This window comes from Desulfobulbus propionicus DSM 2032, from assembly GCF_000186885.1.
Lineage (GTDB): Bacteria > Desulfobacterota > Desulfobulbia > Desulfobulbales > Desulfobulbaceae > Desulfobulbus > Desulfobulbus propionicus.
On sequence record NC_014972.1, the window covers coordinates 805,923 to 823,980 of the forward strand.

At 57.3% G+C, this 18,058-nt stretch carries 17 protein-coding genes; 12 read left to right on the plus strand and 5 right to left on the minus strand.

Annotated features, from left to right (window positions below):
• Positions 1-36: 36 nt before the first annotated feature.
• From DESPR_RS03580 to DESPR_RS03620, 9 genes are all read left to right on the plus strand, one after another.
• Positions 37-417: a RidA family protein gene (locus tag DESPR_RS03580; protein WP_015723451.1), complete on the plus strand. Its 381-nt coding sequence runs from the start codon at positions 37-39 to the stop codon at positions 415-417.
• A 388-nt stretch (positions 418-805) separates the two neighbouring features.
• Entirely contained in the window at positions 806-1,600 is a 795-nt protein-coding gene (locus tag DESPR_RS03585) for an enoyl-CoA hydratase/isomerase family protein (RefSeq protein ID WP_015723452.1), read from the plus strand.
• Positions 1,601-1,638: 38 nt separating this feature from the next.
• Entirely contained in the window at positions 1,639-2,928 is a 1,290-nt protein-coding gene (locus tag DESPR_RS03590; protein ID WP_015723453.1) for a thiolase family protein, read from the plus strand.
• A gap of 60 nt (positions 2,929-2,988) precedes the next feature.
• Positions 2,989-3,840, plus strand: coding sequence for a 3-hydroxybutyryl-CoA dehydrogenase (locus tag DESPR_RS03595; protein ID WP_015723454.1), 852 nt, complete (start codon positions 2,989-2,991; stop codon positions 3,838-3,840).
• 74 nt (positions 3,841-3,914) lie between these two features.
• The gene (locus DESPR_RS03600; protein WP_015723455.1) at positions 3,915-4,364 is read left to right on the plus strand and encodes a PaaI family thioesterase; all 450 of its coding nucleotides are present in this window, start codon (positions 3,915-3,917) and stop codon (positions 4,362-4,364) included.
• A gap of 178 nt (positions 4,365-4,542) precedes the next feature.
• Positions 4,543-5,688: an acyl-CoA dehydrogenase gene (locus DESPR_RS03605; protein WP_015723456.1), complete on the plus strand. Its 1,146-nt coding sequence runs from the start codon at positions 4,543-4,545 to the stop codon at positions 5,686-5,688.
• Between the two features lie 141 nt (positions 5,689-5,829).
• Positions 5,830-7,809, plus strand: coding sequence for a heterodisulfide reductase-related iron-sulfur binding cluster (locus tag DESPR_RS03610; RefSeq protein ID WP_015723457.1), 1,980 nt, complete (start codon positions 5,830-5,832; stop codon positions 7,807-7,809).
• 54 nt (positions 7,810-7,863) lie between these two features.
• Positions 7,864-8,634 carry an electron transfer flavoprotein subunit beta/FixA family protein gene (locus tag DESPR_RS03615; RefSeq protein WP_015723458.1) on the plus strand — a complete coding sequence of 257 codons (771 nt, stop codon included), beginning with the start codon at positions 7,864-7,866 and terminating at the stop codon, positions 8,632-8,634.
• A 9-nt stretch (positions 8,635-8,643) separates the two neighbouring features.
• On the plus strand, positions 8,644-9,561 hold the full coding sequence (locus DESPR_RS03620) for an electron transfer flavoprotein subunit alpha/FixB family protein (RefSeq protein WP_015723459.1): 918 nt from the start codon (positions 8,644-8,646) through the stop codon (positions 9,559-9,561).
• A 166-nt stretch (positions 9,562-9,727) separates the two neighbouring features.
• On the opposite strand, the gene DESPR_RS03625 is transcribed toward DESPR_RS03620, so the two are convergent.
• Positions 9,728-10,627, minus strand: coding sequence for a Tim44 domain-containing protein (locus tag DESPR_RS03625; RefSeq protein ID WP_245529504.1), 900 nt, complete (start codon positions 10,625-10,627; stop codon positions 9,728-9,730).
• A 685-nt stretch (positions 10,628-11,312) separates the two neighbouring features.
• On the opposite strand from DESPR_RS03625, the gene hflK reads away from it, so the two are divergent.
• Both hflK and hflC read left to right on the plus strand, forming a co-directional pair.
• On the plus strand, positions 11,313-12,434 hold the full coding sequence (gene hflK, locus DESPR_RS03630; RefSeq protein WP_015723461.1) for an FtsH protease activity modulator HflK: 1,122 nt from the start codon (positions 11,313-11,315) through the stop codon (positions 12,432-12,434).
• A gap of 53 nt (positions 12,435-12,487) precedes the next feature.
• Complete coding sequence (gene hflC, locus DESPR_RS03635) at positions 12,488-13,429, plus strand: protease modulator HflC (RefSeq protein ID WP_015723462.1); 942 nt, start codon at positions 12,488-12,490, stop codon at positions 13,427-13,429.
• Positions 13,430-13,472: 43 nt separating this feature from the next.
• On the opposite strand, the gene DESPR_RS03640 is transcribed toward hflC, so the two are convergent.
• Positions 13,473-14,150, minus strand: a complete 678-nt coding sequence (locus tag DESPR_RS03640) for a hypothetical protein (RefSeq protein ID WP_015723463.1) — start codon at positions 14,148-14,150, stop codon at positions 13,473-13,475.
• A 309-nt stretch (positions 14,151-14,459) separates the two neighbouring features.
• On the opposite strand from DESPR_RS03640, the gene DESPR_RS03645 reads away from it, so the two are divergent.
• Positions 14,460-15,761, plus strand: a complete 1,302-nt coding sequence (locus DESPR_RS03645; protein ID WP_015723464.1) for a citrate synthase — start codon at positions 14,460-14,462, stop codon at positions 15,759-15,761.
• A gap of 61 nt (positions 15,762-15,822) precedes the next feature.
• On the opposite strand, the gene DESPR_RS03650 is transcribed toward DESPR_RS03645, so the two are convergent.
• The 3 genes from DESPR_RS03650 to DESPR_RS19130 form a co-directional block, all read right to left on the minus strand.
• A complete protein-coding gene (locus tag DESPR_RS03650) occupies positions 15,823-17,253 on the minus strand; it encodes a DUF4139 domain-containing protein (RefSeq protein ID WP_015723465.1) in 1,431 nt (476 codons plus the stop codon).
• 78 nt (positions 17,254-17,331) lie between these two features.
• On the minus strand, positions 17,332-17,718 hold the full coding sequence (locus tag DESPR_RS03655) for a type IV pilus assembly PilZ (protein ID WP_015723466.1): 387 nt from the start codon (positions 17,716-17,718) through the stop codon (positions 17,332-17,334).
• Positions 17,719-17,737: 19 nt separating this feature from the next.
• Complete coding sequence (locus tag DESPR_RS19130) at positions 17,738-17,860, minus strand: hypothetical protein (RefSeq protein ID WP_015723467.1); 123 nt, start codon at positions 17,858-17,860, stop codon at positions 17,738-17,740.
• Between the last annotated feature and the right edge of the window lie 198 nt (positions 17,861-18,058).

The window sequence follows — 18,058 nt, forward strand, 5'->3', positions numbered from 1 at the left end:
AACCGCCTGCTTTTTTCAACATGCAAGGAGCAAACGATGAACAGAACACCAATTCAGAGCCCCAAGGCCCCGGCCGCCATCGGTCCCTACTCGCAGGCGATAGCCACCGATACCCTGTTGTTCACGTCCGGTACTTTGGCCATTGATCCGAAAATCGGCACCATTCCTGAGGGAACGATCGAGGAGCATGCCCACCAGGTTTTTCGCAACCTGGCCGCGGTGGCCGAGGCGGCCGGCACCAATTTGTCTCGGGCGATCAAGGTGACGGTCTATTTGACGGACATGGCTGATTTCAACCAGGTGAACGCGGTATACAGTCATTATTTTCAGCAACCGTATCCAGCGCGCAGCGCCGTCGAGGTGGCCGCCCTGCCCTTGGGAGCCGATATTGAGGTTGAGGCCGTCCTAGCCCTCTGAGCACTGTTTTCGTGGAGGACGGGGTGCCGTTCCGTCCGGGGAGAGGCCGCAGCCTCGCGGTCAAGCGGAAGATCGGCGAATCGGGGCGGATCGTCCCTGGGGAAACGCCGCTGTTTTCTGCCCTGTCAGACGCTTGGCGGTTCCATAAAAAATGTTTGACAGCCCGAGCCTTTTGAAATAGATATTACGCACTTCGCGCCTACCCGATTTTTTCCCGTAATACCGGGTGCTGTGCCGCTTTGCAGGAGCGAGGCTGCTCGCCAACAGAGAACTTTTTTATGGGTAAGGGGTTCGTGTCTGGTCCTGTCATCCCCCTCTACCCTTTTTTTTTGATGGATCATCTGAACTGAACAGCAATTTCTTATCACCCCTGAACAAGGAGGAAACGGTGGCCTATTCATCCATTGAACTCACCTGTACCGACGACGGAATTGCACGACTGACCTTCAATCGCCCCAAAGCCCTCAACGCCCTTAACTCCTCCCTTCTCGAGGAACTCTCCGCTGCCCTCGACAGTATCAAGCACGATGAAACCATCCGGGTTCTCATTCTGACCGGAGCCGGCGAAAAATCCTTCATTGCCGGAGCCGACATTACTGAAATTGCCACGTTAACGCCGCTGGGCGCAAAAAAATTCGCCCAATTGGGGCAAGAAGTGATCAGTTCCCTGCAGGGGCTCGCGATCCCTGTCATTGCCGCGGTCAACGGCTATGCCTTGGGAGGCGGCTGCGAAATGGCCCTGGCCTGTGATTTTATCTATGCTTCGGAAAAGGCCATCTTCGGTTTGCCGGAGATCACCCTGGGGGTCATCCCCGGCTTTGGCGGCACCCAGCGATTGCCCCGCCTGATCGGCGCCAATCGGGCCAAGGAGATGATTTTCACCGGCAAGCATTTGAGCGCGCCTGAAGCCAAGGAGATGGGGCTGGTCAACAAGACTTTTGCTCCGGAGGAATTGATGCCGGCCGCCATGGAGACGGCCAAGCTCATCGCCACCAAGGGCAAGGCCTCGCTCTGCGCGGCCAAGCAGACGGTTAACCAGGGATTGAACACCGACCTGGCCACCGGGCTGTGCATCGAACGGGATGCCTTTGCCCTCTGTCTGGCCAGCCCGGATGCGAAAGAAGGCACCACTGCTTTTCTGGAGAAACGCAAACCGGTCTTCAAGGGCGATCTGAATGGCTGACAATGGAATGTGAAACAGAAACAAGGAGCGAGAGGTCTATGAACGAGGTGGTGATAGTTAGCGGATGCCGGACTGCGGTGGGTGCCTTTGGCGGCAGTCTGAAAAATACGCCCGTTGTCGCCCTGGGGGCGGCCGTCATGCGCGAGACCCTGCGCAAAGTGGGGCTGCGGCCGACAGCCAGCGTGGACATGCGGTCGGTGGCGCCTGGCAAGCTCAAGGATCAGGGAGAGCTCGAACTGGAACGGAAGTATGCTGTCTGGGATACGGCCGCCGCCGAGATCAGTCTCGACGAGGTAATCATGGGCAATGTGCTCCAGGCCGGACAGGGGCAGAATCCAGCTCGTCAGGCGATGATCCAGGCCGGTATCCCCAAGGAAACTCCCGCGTTCACCATCAACAAGGTGTGCGGTTCCGGCCTCAAGGCCATCGCTCTGGGTGCCCAGTCGATCATGACCGGCCAGGCAGAGGTGGTCCTAGCGGGTGGTCAGGAAAACATGAGCATGGTGCCCATGGCCTTACCCAAGGCCCGCTGGGGGTATCGAATGGAACTCACCGGCGTTGGCGAGGTGTACGACCTGATGGTCTTCGACGGGCTCTATGAGATTTTTTACGGCTACCACATGGGTGTCACCGCTGAAAATATTGCCCGAATGTACAACATCAGCCGCGAAGATCAGGACCGGCTGGCGGCGTTGAGTCATTCCAGGGCACTCCGGGGCATCAAGGAGGGGCTGTTCCAAGAGGAGATCGTGCCAATCGCAGTCAGAGCCGGCAAGCAGGAGGTGAGCTTCGCGCAGGATGAGCGGCCGATGGAAACCTCGATGGAGAAAATGGCCAAGCTGAAACCTGCTTTTGCCAAGGATGGCACGGTCACCGCCGGCAATGCCTCGGGCATCAACGACGGCGCTGCGGCCGTGTTGCTGATGAGCGCGACCAAGGCCAAACAGATGGGCCTGAAACCTTTGGCTACCATCGAGGGGTTTGCCTCTGGCGGCCTCGATCCTGCCTACATGGGCATGGGTCCGGTACCGGCTATCCAGAAGGCGCTCAAGCAGAGCGGCAAGACCATCGGCGACATCGACATGATCGAGCTCAACGAGGCTTTTGCCGCCCAGGCCATTGGCTGTATGCTGGAGTTGGGCATTGATGTGGAAAAGCCCAATCAACTGGGCAGCGGTATCTCCATGGGGCACCCGGTCGGCTGCACCGGCGCCCGGCAGATGGTGACCGCCATCCATCAAATGCAGCGGCAGCAGCATGGGACCGGTCTGATCAGCATGTGCATCGGTGGCGGCATGGGCATGGCCATGGTGATCAGCAACAAGTAAGCATCCACCGGCTGGTGGCCAGCCGGTGCAATAGAGATTAACGAAGGGGGAACAACAGCGATGGAAGTGAAGACATTCGGCGTGATCGGCGCCGGCCAGATGGGCAACGGCATTGCCCAGGTTGCCGCGGCCAGCGGCCTCAACGTGATCATGAACGACATCAAGCAGGAATTCGTTGACCGCGGATTGGCCAACATCGCCAAGAATCTGCAGCGTAACGTCGACAAGGGTAAGATGGCCGCCGACGAAAAGGACAAGATTCTTGCTCGGATCAAGACCTGTACCGATTTGAAGGATATGGCTGCGGCTGACTTCGTGGTCGAGGCCGCTTCCGAGAACGAGGCGATCAAATTTAAAATTTTTGAAAATCTGGAAGAAATCTGCGCCCCGCATGTCATTCTCGCTTCCAACACCTCCTCCATCCCGATCGGTCGCATCGCTTCCCATACCAAGCGGCCGGACAAGGTGATCGGCATGCATTTCATGAATCCGGTGCCGGTGATGAAATTGGTGGAGGTGATCTGCGGTCTGGCCACCTCGGCCGAGACCCTGGAGACCACCCTTGCCCTGACCAAGCGGATGGAAAAAACCCCGGCCCAATCCAACGATTTCCCTGGATTCATTGCCAATCGTATCCTGTTGCCGATGATCAACGAGGCCATCTTCTGCCTCTACCACGGAGTGGGCAAGAAAGAGGATATCGACACCGTCATGAAATTGGGCATGAACCATCCCATGGGACCGCTGGCCCTGGCCGACCTCATCGGTTTGGATACCTGTTTGGCCATCATGAATACCCTGTACCAGGGGCTGGGCGATTCCAAGTACCGTCCGTGCCCATTGCTGCGCCAATATGTCGAGGCAGGCTGGTTGGGACGCAAGAGCGGCAAGGGCTTTTACACCTACGAGTAATCCAGGAGCGAGCGCTTTTGGGGGAACCGAGGGCATGAACCACGTCCAAGGTGCCGCTTGGGAGGAACAAGTAAATGAGTGAACCGGCGTTTCAGGATCAGTACCCCGATGATTACGCCCACTGCTATGGGTGCGGGCGGTTGCATGCTGAAGGGCACCACCTGAAGAGTTATTGGGATGGAGAGGAAACCGTTTGCCGGTATACCCCTGATCCCAAATATACCGGTGGGTTCCCGGGGTTCCTCTATGGCGGCATGATTGCCTCGCTGATCGATTGTCACGGCGCGGGGACCGCCGCGGCAGCCAAGGCCAGGCAGGATGGCAAGCCGATTTCCCGCTTCGTCACCGCTTCATTGAAGGTGGACTATCTGGCACCGACGCCGATCAATACCGAGTTGGAGATTCGCGGCAAGGTGGTGGAAATCAAAGGTCGGAAGGTGATCGTCGATCTGGTGGTGTTCGCCGCCGGCACAACCTGCGCCACTGGCACGGTGGTGATGGTGCAACTGAAGGAGCAGAACTGAGCGCCGGTTGATCCGGCGCCGACGGTGCGCATCCCGTGATGCACCGACAAGACGGGATTCCGGCGAGTTCACCTGGGGCGGGTGAACGGCCGACAGAGGCGTGCGTGAACCTGTTTACGAGAGATTGATCAGGGCCAAGCGCGGAACGAGCACACAGACTATCTTGGGGGAAATACACATGAATTTCGAATTGACAGAAGAGCAAAACTTGATCCGTGACATGGTCCGCAGTTTTGCCGAGACGGAAGTGGCTTCGTCCGCGGCCGAGCGGGACGAGAACGAGCGTTTTGACCGGGCCCTGATGTTTGATCGCCTGGCCGAACTGGGCTTGACAGGTATCGTCTTTCCGGAAGAGTATGGCGGAGCCGGCGCCGATTATATCAGCTATGCCATCGCTGTCGAGGAGTTGTCCCGGGTGTGTGGCTCCACCGGCGTCACCCTGTCGGCCCATCTGTCCCTTTGCGCCAATCCCATCTATATGTTCGGTACCGAGGCACAGAAACAGAAATTCCTGGTGCCGCTGGCCAAGGGCGAGAAAATCGGTGGATTCGGCTTGACCGAGCCTTCCGCCGGCTCCGATGCCGGGGGCACCAAAACCACTGCCACCCGTGATGGCAACGACTGGATCCTCAACGGTTCCAAGATTTTTATCACCAATGCCGGCGAGGCCGAGACCTACGTGGTGCTCGCCCGCAGCGACAAGAATGCGGAAAAGCACCGCGGTATCAGCGCCTTTATCGTCGAGAAAGGTACCCCTGGATTTTCCTTCGGTAAAAAGGAAAAGAAGATGGGGATTCGCTCCTCGCCCACCATGGAACTGGTGTTCGAGAACTGCCGCATTCCCGGCGACAATCTGCTTGGCCAGGAAGGCCAGGGATTCAAGGTAGCGATGAAAACCCTGGATGGCGGCCGTATCGGCATCGCAGCCCAAGCCCTCGGCATTGCCCAGGGAGCTCTGGATGCAGCCCTCGCCTACACCAAGGAGCGTGAGCAGTTCAACAAACCGATCGCCTCGTTTCAGGGCGTTTCCTTCCAACTGGCAGACATGGCCACCCAGGTCGAGGCCGCCCGTCTGCTGATTTACAACGCCGCCTATCGGGCCAGCAATGGTCTCTCCTATTCCCTGGAATCGGCCATGGCCAAATTGTTTGCCTCCGAGACCGCCATGCGGGTGACCACCCAGGCTGTCCAACTGCACGGTGGCTATGGGTACACCCGTGAATTTCCGGTTGAGCGGATGATGCGCGACGCCAAGATCACCGAGATTTACGAGGGAACCAGCGAAGTCCAGCGCGTGGTTATCGGGGCCGCTTTGACTCGATAACAGACTCCGGCCGCCGCAGGCGGCTGGAGCACCTAACCTATTGATGATAAACAAGAAGAGAGCTGCGGCGCAAGCTGCCTCTCTTCTTCTGCGCAAGCATGAAACACAACGTTTGTTTACGTGAAGGAAGGGGGAGCCTGGATGGAGTTTACCCGTGAAATATATTGGAATGTCGGTCATGGGTTTACTACCTTGGCACCCATGTACGGCCTGTTGTTGGTGGCCTTGACCATTTTTGTGATCGGTTTTCTTAAGCGGATCAAGGTCTATCGTCTCGGACAGCCCTTGGATCGAACGGACCAACGAGGCGAACGAATCAAATATCTGCTGGAGAATGTGCTGCTCCAGACCAAGGTGATGCGGGTGCCCGGTCCGGGCACGGCGCATGCGCTTTTTTTCTGGTCGTTTTTCGCCCTGTTCATCGGTACCACCCTGATCGTGATTCAGGCGGATTTCACCGATCTGCTCTTTGACGTCACCTTCCTCAAGGGAACCTTTTACAAACTGTTTTCCCTGACCCTGGATCTGGCTGGCTTGCTTGCCGTGGCCATGTTGGGCGGTTTGCTGGTACGCCGCTATCTCATCCGCCCCGAAGGATTGGTGACCAAAGGTGACGATGCCCTGATGCACGCCCTGCTGTTGGCCATTCTCCTCACCGGATTTTGTATCGAAGGCGCCCGCATGGCGGTGACCGAGATGGGCACGCCGCTCGCGGCCTGGTCGCCGGTCGGGTTGGCAATAGCCACGCTACTGGGGGGGATGAGCGAAGAGGGGTTGCGCACCCTCCATGCCGGCTTATGGTGGTTCCACCTGGTGCTGGCGCTTGGGTTCGTGGCGGTCATCCCGTACTCCAAGTTCCGACATATCGTCACCACCAGCGCCAACGCCTTTCTTGCCGATCGCGGTCCAACAGGCAAGCTGACCACGATCAATCTTGAGGATGAAAACACCGAAAAATTCGGGGCCAATGAACTGACGGACCTGCGCTGGAAGGACATCTTCGATGCCGACGCCTGCACTTTGTGCAAGCGTTGCCAGGATCGCTGCCCCGCCTTCAATACCGGCAAGCCGCTGTCGCCAATGAAACTGGTCAATCAGATCGGTGAGGTGGCCTTTGGGAACCGGGAGGCCAATCTGATCGATACCATCGGCCGCGAAGCTCTTTGGGCCTGCACGACCTGTCGGGCTTGCCAGGACATCTGCCCGGCGTCCATCGAGCATGTGGACAAGATCATCGAGATGCGGCGCAACCTGGTGCTGATGGAAGGGGAATTTCCCGGCGAGGAGGTCATGGCGGCCATGGAGCAGACCGAGGTCAACGGCAATCCGCTGGGCTTGGGCTACGCCTCCCGCGGCGATTGGGCCGAATCCCTGGGAATCAAACCTTTGGCCGAAGATCCGGAGGTGGACCTGCTCTATTTTGTCGGCTGTTACGCGTCCTTCGACAAGCGCAACATCGCGGTGGCCAAGAGCTTTGTCAAGCTCTGCCAGGCTGCCGGAGTCAAAATTGGCATTCTCGGCAAGGAAGAAAAATGCTGCGGCGAGCCGATGCGCAAGATGGGCAACGAATATCTCTACCAAACCCTGGCCATGGAAACCGTGGAGATCATCAAGGGCTATGGGGTGAAGAAAATCGTCACCACCTGTCCGCACTGCTTCAATACCCTGGCCAAGGATTACCGCGACTTTGATTTCGACATTGAGGTCGTGCCGCATGCGCTGTTCCTCGAACAGTTGGTCGCTTCCGGTACATTGTCGCTCAAAACCGAATCCTTTGCCTGTACCTACCACGACTCCTGCTATTTGGGACGTCATAACGCGATGTACGACGCGCCCCGCAATCTGATTCGGGCGGCGGGAGGCCAGATCACCGAGATGGCCAAAAATCGCGATCAAGCCTTCTGCTGCAGTGCAGGTGGCGGAAGAATCATGGCCGAAGAAAATATAGGTGAACGGATTAACATCAAGCGGGTGGAAATGGCCGTGGCCACCGGGGCCGGGCAACTGCTGTCCAACTGCCCCTTCTGCTTGACCATGTTCGAGGATGGCGTCAAAGGCGCCAATGCCGAAGAACAGCTGCGCCCCCGGGATATTGCCGAGATTCTTGCCGAACGGGTATGAATTTCGCGTTGACCATAGAGTAACCACACTTTGCCTGACTGCTGGAGGGAAGCAATGAAAATACTGATTTGTATCAAACAGGTTCCAGACATGGAATCCAAATTCAAGATCAACGGCGAAAAAACCTGGTACGATCGGGCGGATCTCGCCTGGCGGATGAATGAGTATGACGAATATGCGGTTGAGCAGGCTGTCCGGCTGAAGGAACAGGTAAAAGATGCCGACCTGACCGTGCTCTGCATCGGCCCGGACCAGGTGACCGAAACCATCAAGAAAGCCTTGGCCATGGGGTGTGACCGTGGGGTGCACATCAACGACGCTGATTCCCATAAGCGGGAGCCGATCGAGATTGCCTCGATGATCGCCGGTTTTGCCAAGGACAAGCAGTTCGACATTATTTTCACCGGCATGCAGTCGCAGGACCGGGGCAGCGCCCAGGTGGGCGTCATGGTGGCCGAGCTGCTGGACATGCCGGCGGTGACCACCATCGTCGGCTTCACCTACGACAACGGGACCATCAACCTCAAACGGGAGCTGGAAGGGGGGAGCAAGGCCCTGGTGACCGCCACCACTCCGGTGGTGCTCACCTGTCAGCTGGGTCTCAACACCCCGCGTTATCCGACCTTGCCTAATATCATGAAAGCCAAAAAGAAGGAACTGCTCACCCTGGCGCCCGATACCGGTGGAATGGACACCCTGCAAGAAACGACAGCCTGCTTTTTCCCGGAGAAAAAGGGGGGCGGCCTGGTGCTGGAGGGCGATGTCGCCGATCTGGCTGACAAACTGATCCACCTGCTCAAAGAAAAAACCGGCGTGTTGGCCTAGGAGAGAATCATGAAGACCTTACTTGTGGCGGAATTCCGGGAAGGAAAACTGCGTGTCAAATATTCGCAGCTGATTGCCTTTGCCAATCAGCTGCAAACCGAAACCGCGATGTTCCTGGTGGGCAGCCCCAGCGAATTGCCCCAATTCAACGGGACCCTGTATTTGGCCGATGTGGGCAAATACGGGGAATACAATCCTGCTGTGCACAAGCAACTGCTGCTCGATGTCATCGCCAAGGAGCAACCGGACCAGATCGTGTTCCACCATTCCTCCTATGGCTGGGACCTGGCGCCAAGGATTGCCGTGGCACTCAAGGCCGCCCAGATTTCCGAGGTCATCGCGGTTGAGGATGGCCTGCCGGTTGTTCCGGTGTGTAATGCCAAGTTGCGCCGGAAGATCAAGGCGACTTCCGCCAAGTCCGTGTTGACCTTGCAGGCCGGAGCTTTTGGCTTGGAAGAGGATCCGGTCGGCACTCCCACCGTGGTGGCGATAGACACCGTGGCGGGCGGCACGGTACAATGCACTGGCTACGAGGCCGCCAAGATCGAGGGAGTGGATTTAACCAAGGCGGAGATTATTGTCAGTGCCGGACGCGGCGTTGGTAAACCGGAAAACGTGGCCATGGTGCAGGCTTTGGCCAAGGCTTTGGGCGGGGAATACGGTGCCAGCCGGCCGGTGGTCGATGCCGGTTGGGTGGAACATAACCGCCAAGTGGGCACCACTGGGAGCACGGTCACCCCCAAACTCTACGTGGCCTGCGGTATTTCCGGCGCGATCCAGCATTTGGCGGGCATGAAAAAGTCGGAGTTCATCGTTGCCATCAACACCGACAAGGATGCGCCCATCGGTGAGGTGGCCAATGTGTTGGTGGTGGCCGATCTCAAACAGTTCATTCCCGTGCTGACCGAAAAGCTCAACGCCCGTTGACGACGGGGAAGCTCTCCGGACAAACACATTGACCGCGCCGGCAACCCGTTGCCGGCGCGGTTTTTTGTTGCCGTGCTGTCGGTAGAACCAGTGCGATTCATTCAATAAAAAAGCCGCATCCCAAAAGGATGCGGCTTGAACAAGCAATGTGACGCGCAGAAGCGTTTTACCCTTCGACCACCTCAATGCCTTCCAATTTCCAATCTTCTGTACGCATCGGTCGTGCCCAGGTCCATTTTTCGGCAAATTTAATCGGCTCGGTCATGCTGCCTTCCACAAGGGCTCCGGTCTTTTCATCAACCGTGTAATCGAGCAGGTTGGCGGTAAACAACACCGTGACGAAATCCTCGCCGTTATCGCTGCCAGCGGCAATAATTTCCACTTTGCGCACGGCAATGCTCTCCAGTTTGTTGATCTGCCCGAGTTCTTGCATGCGGGCAAAATGTTGTTCATATTCCGCCGCCAGTTGCTGGCCCAGCAGATGACGGTAGGATGAAAGATCGCGTCGCATCCAGCCTGCCTGGATCTTGAAGAACACGTCGGAGGCCACTTCGAGAAAGTATTTATCGTCGAATCCAGGATCAGTGGCGCGAATCTCGGCCAAGCCCTGTTCCATCGTATTGGTTGCGCGAATGGGTGGGATCGGAGGCACCGGCGGAACGGTGTTGCCGGCAAACTGGCCGCCGCCACCCTGGAACATATTTGGCGCTGGGGGCGGTTGATAGCCGGAAGAAGAGGGGGCTGCGGGGCGATTGACAAAACGTTTGTAGAGAAAATAGCCCACGCCGCCAAGGATCAGCAGCGGCAGAATGCCCATGCCGCTGCCGCTGGCACCGAACAGGCTGCCAAAGAGGAGGCCGCCAAGGGCGCCGCCGAGCAGACCGCCCATCAGGCCACGGCTGAAACTGCCTGGTTGCGATTGTTGCTGCCGCTGATTGAATTGGCTCGGCGCCTGCTGTTGGGAAGGACGACTCGATGGGCTGCTGAACGAGCGGCCACCGGATTTAGAGCGCGCGTCGGCGTAATCGGTGGTCCAACCGCCCTCCATGAAGGCAAGTGTAAACACTACAAGCAAGAAAGGGGTCCATCGTCTCAATAAAGCGGTCATAACATATCCATCTCAGGGGTTGGTGGGGAACAACAGAGGTTGTCGCTTCTCTGTCGGGAACTGCAAGGGGTGCTGACAACCAGTCATGTCAACAATGAATTGGTTGTAGTTTAATGGTGATCAGGGCAATGTCAAGGTATTCCGGTCTTGCCTATGACGGTTTCACGCCAACCTTATCCCCATTTTCGCGCAGTTCATGCAAACAGAATCGCCGTTGGGGCTGGCGCCGCCCTGCTGGCCTTTCTCGCGCTGATGGGGCACGAGCCAATCTCGGCGCCCATTTTTTCAGGGCTGCCTGCGGTCTTGTCAGTGGCCTGTAGGCCGGCCGTGGCCGTCTATCGGAGAGGTGGCGGCACCCCGCCCCAAAGTTGCGTTGTTTGCCGTGAGCATGGAATAAATGGGCCCGTCGTTTCTCTCCTGGCCGGTTGATCCTTGTACGCCACGGGGAAGAAAGCGTCGATTGCCATCCGATCTTGTTTGACGTTGCGCCGAGAAATGCATAATATGCCTGCAATTTGTTGTCTCCAGCACCGTTGCCGTTGGCGCAATGATGCGCGCCCTCGCGGGATAGCCTGATCATCCTGTCGGCAGCTGGTGCATTACGACCCTCTCATTGATTACCTACCACCACTGGAGCCGTTTCATGCCGATGAATGAACAACCGCCCTGGGGGCAGAAGAAAAAACCTTCAGGACCGGAGGATGTCCTTGCCCAGCTTATTCAAAAAATCCGGGATACCTTTTCGGGCAAAGAGGAGGGCCGCCCCCAGGGCGGTTCAGAAGGTCCGTCACCTGTCCAGCCAGCCGGTTTTTTGCCCGGAGCCGGCAAACTGCTGGCCATTGTGGCCGCTGTTCTTCTTCTTCAGGGCGCGTTTTCCTGCTTCTACACCATCAAGCCTGGTGAAGTCGGAGTTGTACTCCGTTTCGGACAATATACCCGGACCACTCAGCCCGGCTTGCATTTCAAGATTCCCTATGTGGAAGACTTGGCCAAGGTGGATGTGGAAAGTGTGCGCAAGGAGGAGTTCGGCTTTCGGACCCGCACCCCGGGGATCAGCACTACCTTTGAACGCAAGGGCTACGACATGGAGTCCTTGATGCTCACCGGCGACAAGGACGTGATCGAGGTAGCCTGGATCGTTCAATACAAGGTCAGCGATCCGGTGAATTTTCTCTTCAAGGTCCGCGATGTGGCTCAGACGGTGCGGGACGCCTCGGAAACGGTCACCCGGCGCATTGTCGGCAACATGGATTTCGACTACGTCCTCGGGAACCGTGAAATCCTGGCGGCCAACGCCAAGCAGGAACTGCAGGCGCAAATGGACCGGCTGCAGTGCGGCATCAATGTCGTCACCGTGCAGTTGCTGGATATCAATCCGCCCGAGCAGGTCAAGCCGGCCTTCAACGAAGTCAACGAGGCGGATCAGGACATGAAACGGCTGGTCAATGAAGCCGAGGAAACCTACAACAAGGTTATCCCCAAGGCGCGCGGCAGCGCCAAGCAGATTGTCGAGGAAGCACGGGGCTACGCGGTGGAACGGACCAACCGGGCCAACGGCGAAACTCACCGATTCAAGGCGGTTGTCAAGGAATACGAAGGGGCGGAAAGTGTGACCCGTCAGCGGCTGTATCTGGAGGCCATGGAGGAAATTCTGCCCCAGGTGGAGCATATTTATGTCATGGACAGGAGCCAGCAGAGCATTTTGCCGCTCTTTGATGTGACCCGAAAGGCAAGCCCGGCACAACCGTCCGACACAGCCAGGTAGCCTCGTTTCTTGCGTGCATCGAATCGATAACTTCTGCCAAACGACACAAACTTATGGATAAAATTATTCGTCCTCTCGTTCTCATCCTGCTGATCGCTGCCGGCATCGCCGTCTGGGACGGCTTCTTCATCCTCCCGGAAGGTCAGCAGGCCGTCATCACTCAGTTCGGTGCCCCGGTTGGTGCACCCGTGACCAAGGCCGGCCTCAAGTTCAAGACTCCTTTCATCCAGGTTGTGCAATATTTCGACAAACGGATCCTGGTATGGGACGGTGACCCCAATCAAATTCCGACCAACGACAAGACCTTCATTTACATGGACAACACCGCCCGTTGGCGTATTTCCGATCCCCTGCGGTTTCTCCAGGCCGTGGGCAATGAAAGACGGGCGACCTCCCTGCTCAACGATATCCTGGCTGGCACGGTGCGCGACTTGGTCAACAAAAACGATCTGATCGAAATCATCCGCAGTTCCGACTGGTCGCCGGATTATATGGCCGCAACGGTGCAGTCGCGGGATATGGTGGTGCCGCCCAAGGTCGGTCGGGACAAGATCAGCCAGATGGTGTTGGATGCCGCTTCGAAAATCACTCCTCAATACGGTATTGAACTGCTGGATGTGATGTTTACCCGGGTCAACTATATCGAGTCGGTTCGCTTGAAGGTCTATGACCGGATGATCTCCGAGCGCAAACGAATCGCGGCGGAAAAACGCTCGACCGGCGAGGGCCGCAAGGCCGAGATCCTGGGACGGGTTGACCGGGAATTGCAGGAGATCACCTCAACCGCCAAGCGGGAGGCCACCGAGATTCGGGGTAAGGCCGATGCCGAGGCGGCCAAAATCTACGCCCAGGCATATTCGAGCAACCCCGAATTTTTCGCTTTCCAGAAAAGTCTGGAGAGCTATCGTTCCATCATCGGTAAGAACACCTCGCTGGTGCTCTCGGCCGATTCCGATCTGTTTCGCTATCTGGAGCGGCAACGAATGCCGAATTGATCGTGGGAATCATTTTTTTGGAGCGCGACCGTACAGCGGGCGGTTAATCAAAGACAATGCCGGGGCCTTCATCGGCAAAACTTGGTCGTTGCTCCCGTGAATAGGGAATCCGGCCACGGTCCTCAAGCAATATCTCGAACTGGCGCAATTCGGCTTCGGTGGTGATGGCATCGAGGCCGAGCTGTTCATAGCGGCAATCGCAATGGATCAGCTGGCCGCCGCACCAGGGGCAGAGCTCCACCGGGCAGCCCAGTTCGTGATATTCGCCGGCGGTGGTGTGGCAGGCTGGACAGATATCTTCATCGAGCTGCAGCGGTTCATAGATGGGCAGGGCTTCAGCGGTGGCCGCGCAGACCGCCTCGAAAGCGGCGGCGTCGTCGTATCCGAAAAAATCAAGAAGCTCACGGGCGAGAAATCCGTCATTCATGCTGCCTTGAAATTCAATACCCTCGCTGGAGACCAGGTACAGGTACCGTTGTTCGGCGGTAATGGCCGCCAAAAGAAAGATGCCCTGGTGGCGGTTGACCAGTCGTACCTCGCGGACCCACTCCTCCCGGGCTTCGGGCAGGTAACTATAGAATTCCAGCAGTAGGCTGAGGCCAATACGGTCCTCGCGGTAGATGTCGAGCAGATCCTCCGCCTCCGCCCGGTCAGCCTCGGGAACGGCGTAGTCCATGGCGATGAGGATGGCTTTTCGTTGTTGGTGCAGATCGTTGAGCATTGTCTGTTGGTGAGAGGGAAGTGGGGTTGGTGGATATCCGAAGACGACTCGCGTACGAGCCCGCGGACGGTTGAATTTCAGGGGTAAATACGATAAGGTGGCCACCACGGTCCGTGGGGGGAGGAGTAGCGGTTCGGGGTTTCCTTGAATTGTCCGCCAAGTCGGTATCGCTCCGTCCGCATTCTACTCAAACCGCACCGGCTATGCATCTTTTTTGCCGCTTTGCCGTTCTTGCCGAGGCCTGGACGCCCCGCAGTCACCACCTCTTCCCTGAGATCGACGACCACCCTGTGCAGGAGGAAAATTTTCATGTCTGAGAACAACAATGGCCGGACCGCGGAATTGATCATCGACGGCAATCGATTCGAGCTGCCTCTCATCGAGGGGGTTGAAGGCGACAAGGCCATCGACATCCGCGATTTGTTGCGCGACACTGGCTATACCGTCTTTGATACCGGCTACAAGAATTCGGCCTCGTGCAGTAGTACCATCACCTTTCTCGACGGCAAGAAGGGCATTCTCCGATATCGGGGCTATGCCATTGAGGACCTGGCGGAAAAGTGCCTGTTCATCGAGGTCGCCTACCTGCTGCTGCACAACAAATTGCCCAATCGCGAGGAGTTGGAAAGTTTTCGTACCCTTTTGGAACAGCATGCGCTGATCCATGAGGACATGATCCACTTCTTTGACAAATTTCCGCCCAACGCCTCGCCGATGTCGATTCTATCGGTCATGGTCAACAGTCTCCACAACTTTTATCCGGAGATGAGCGCCGATCCGCTGGAAAATATCGATATGACCGCCAGCCGGCTCATTTCCAAGATCCGAACCATCGCGGCCTTTTCCTACAAGAAATCCATCGGGCAGCCGCTGGTCTATCCAAGAAATGATCTTTCGTACTGCGGCAATTTCCTCAACATGATGTTCAATACGCCGGTCAGGCCGTATATCGTGCTGCCCGAGGTGGTGGCTGCCCTGAACAAACTGCTCATCCTCCATGCCGATCACGAGCAGAATTGCTCGACTTCGGCGGTGCGGCTGGTGGGCAGTTCCGGCGGCAACCTCTACGCATCCATTTCGGCCGGAATCAACGCTCTTTGGGGCCCACTGCACGGCGGGGCCAACGAGGCGGTGATCCAGATGCTGGAAGCCATCCATAAAGATAACAACGATTATAAAAAATACATCGCCAAGGCCAAGGACAAGAACGATCCGTTCCGGCTTTCCGGCTTTGGCCATCGGGTCTATCGGACCTTTGACCCGCGCGGCAAGATCATCAAGGATGCGTGTGACGGCATTCTGTCGGTGCTGAACGTCCAGGACCCGTTGCTGGACATTGCCCGCAATCTGGAGGAGATCGTGCTGAACGACGACTACTTTGTCAGCCGCAACCTCTATCCCAACATCGATTTTTATTCAGGCATTATCTACCGGGCCCTCGGTATCCCCACCAATATGTTCACTGTCATGTTCGCGCTCGGCAGGCTTCCTGGCTGGATTGCCCAGTGGCGTGAAATGCGGGAGGACAAGGAAACAAAAATTTACCGGCCGCGCCAGATTTACATTGGTTTTCCGGCGCGTAAATTCGTTTCCTTGGCCGAGCGAAGCTGAGTCGAAGGGGGGCCTGCACCGGTACCCTCGCAGGCAGGGGTGATCGGAATTCGTCCGGCGCTCAATAGGTGATCCGGACCCGATAGGTGAGGGCTGTCTTCCCCTTGGGTGGAACGGTCACCTGCCAGGAGGCGGTGTTGGCCGATTCCTTGCGATGCGGCAGGGATTCGTCGAGGATCCGCCAATCACCGGGCATCGGTTCCCGGACCTTGACCGTGACCTGTTCGTCTTTCGCGTTGTTGAGTTGGAGGCTGTAGGCGCTTTCAAAGGCGTAATTGTAGCGGCCGCCGCCTTCGATTTTTTTGAAATCGGTCTGCCGCTTATCGGCGGTCACATCAAAGGCGTCGCCAAGATGCAGGCGCAAGGTTTCCTTTTCCGGCGTGTGATCCACCTTGTCCTCACCGACAAACTGGAGAAAGCCGCTGCCGTCTTTTTTGTACACGCGGACAATTCCTCCGGGAATGGGCATGCCCAGTCCGGATGCCGTGTCGTTGATGAGTTCGATAAACACACCCACCTTCATTTTGCGGCCAATTTCTCCTGCCTGTGCCGTGTAGTAATAGTCATGTCCCGCGAGCAGGTATTCCTTGCGGCACGCAACCCCGTCTGCCTGCAAGAGGGCCACCTGTTTTTTCTGTTTTTCGCCAATATCGGTCGGGCGATCAAGCGAGTAGAGATGATAGTCAAAGAGCGCCTCTTCCGTCATGGCTTGGGGGGCGGGCGCCATGGCCATGGGTAGGGCGTCCTTGGTCATGGCCCGGGCTTCGATGTCTCGCTGGACCACGTTGACGTCGCCAGCCACGAGCTGCAACCGAGCGCGGGGATAGCGTGCCCCGCTTTCGTTGGTCAAGGTGACCCAGCCGGAGAGATTGAGTTGGCTGTCCGCCGCATTCAATTCGGCCACATAGTCCGCCTGCCAGGAAAGACCGCCAGTGAGATAGGAGAGCTCCGCCTCCCTCTCCCCTGGTGTGGTGCTGTCCACCAGCATGGTCAAGGTCGGACGATCGCGCAAGTTGGCGGGAACATCCGGATAGACCAACCTGCCGACAGCCTCTGTTTCGATGCGATCACCAACCTGCAGCACCACGCCATCCCCGGCACTCAACACCTTGGCCGGCACCATCTGGTCTTCGCCGGTGGCGGGGTGTCGCTTGACCAAGGAGACTTCGCGTCCCACATATTTATGTAGCAGGGAGTGGGGCGTCAAAAGATCGTACTCGAAATTCTGCTCAAGAATGCGGAGGTCGCCGCTGTGGAGCAAGACGGTTTCCGGTTTGATCCGTGCGCTGACCTCGCGGAAGGCGAGGGTGTGGACCCCCTGGGGGATCACCACGTGTCGACGGTCCTTCACCAAGGCAAGATTTTTATTGTAGATGGTCACGCTGACGGCCTGCTGGTCTTGGGCGGATACCGTGATTTCAGGCGCGGCCAGGGCCAGCCCTTGACTGGCGCAGAGCAACAGGGTGGCAACAGAAAAAACGAGATGCTTCATCGGATTCTCCACGGCAGGATAGAAAAGGGAACGGACCTCGCCGACGATAGCATGTTCCGGTCCAAAAGAACACGATGTTTAGCTTTCGGCGACGGTATTGCGGCTGATGAAGTCGTTGAGTTGGCTTTGTTGTTTGTTGGACAGAGGTCCGAACTGCATGCACAGTCGTTTGACCCGCAGGGTGCTGAACATGGAATTGGGCAGGGTCTGTACTTCATTGACCAGGGAAACGGGGACGTTGGGCAGGTAAAAACGGGATTGCGCCTGGAAAATATCGAGATGGCGCGGCAGGGGTATATCGTATTCAAAGGCGACAAGATGGACGGCGAGTCCCCCGAGACCGACATCGACAATGGTGCCGGTGTCCATGCCGAAAAACACCAAGGTGTCGTTCTTGATGCGGTATCGTTTGTGCTGGCGTCGTTCTCTGGCGACGGGAGTGTCCGCCTTCATCGCCTGTTCCATCGGTGCTCTGCCACGGAGGTCACGGGGTACAGGCATTGAATTGTTGACAGTATTCACGCACCAGTTGCCAACGCTGCGGCGGGCGGAGGCGAAAATAGATGGGGCTGAGCATCAGGATACGGATTGCTTCGCGCGGCTTCATGGTCCTACCTCCTTGCGGGTCGTTGTTTTTTGGTATGCAAAAAACGATCCTATCAAGGAACTTGTTGAATTGTAAGCGAAAAAGCTGAGGGGGAAATGATGGCTGCCCGGTGTCGTACATTTGACGGCCCGAATGTTTCGAAAAAGCGAAAAACCAAGGTTCTTTTTCCGTATTCGTGAACCAAGGTGGCGTTGGTCC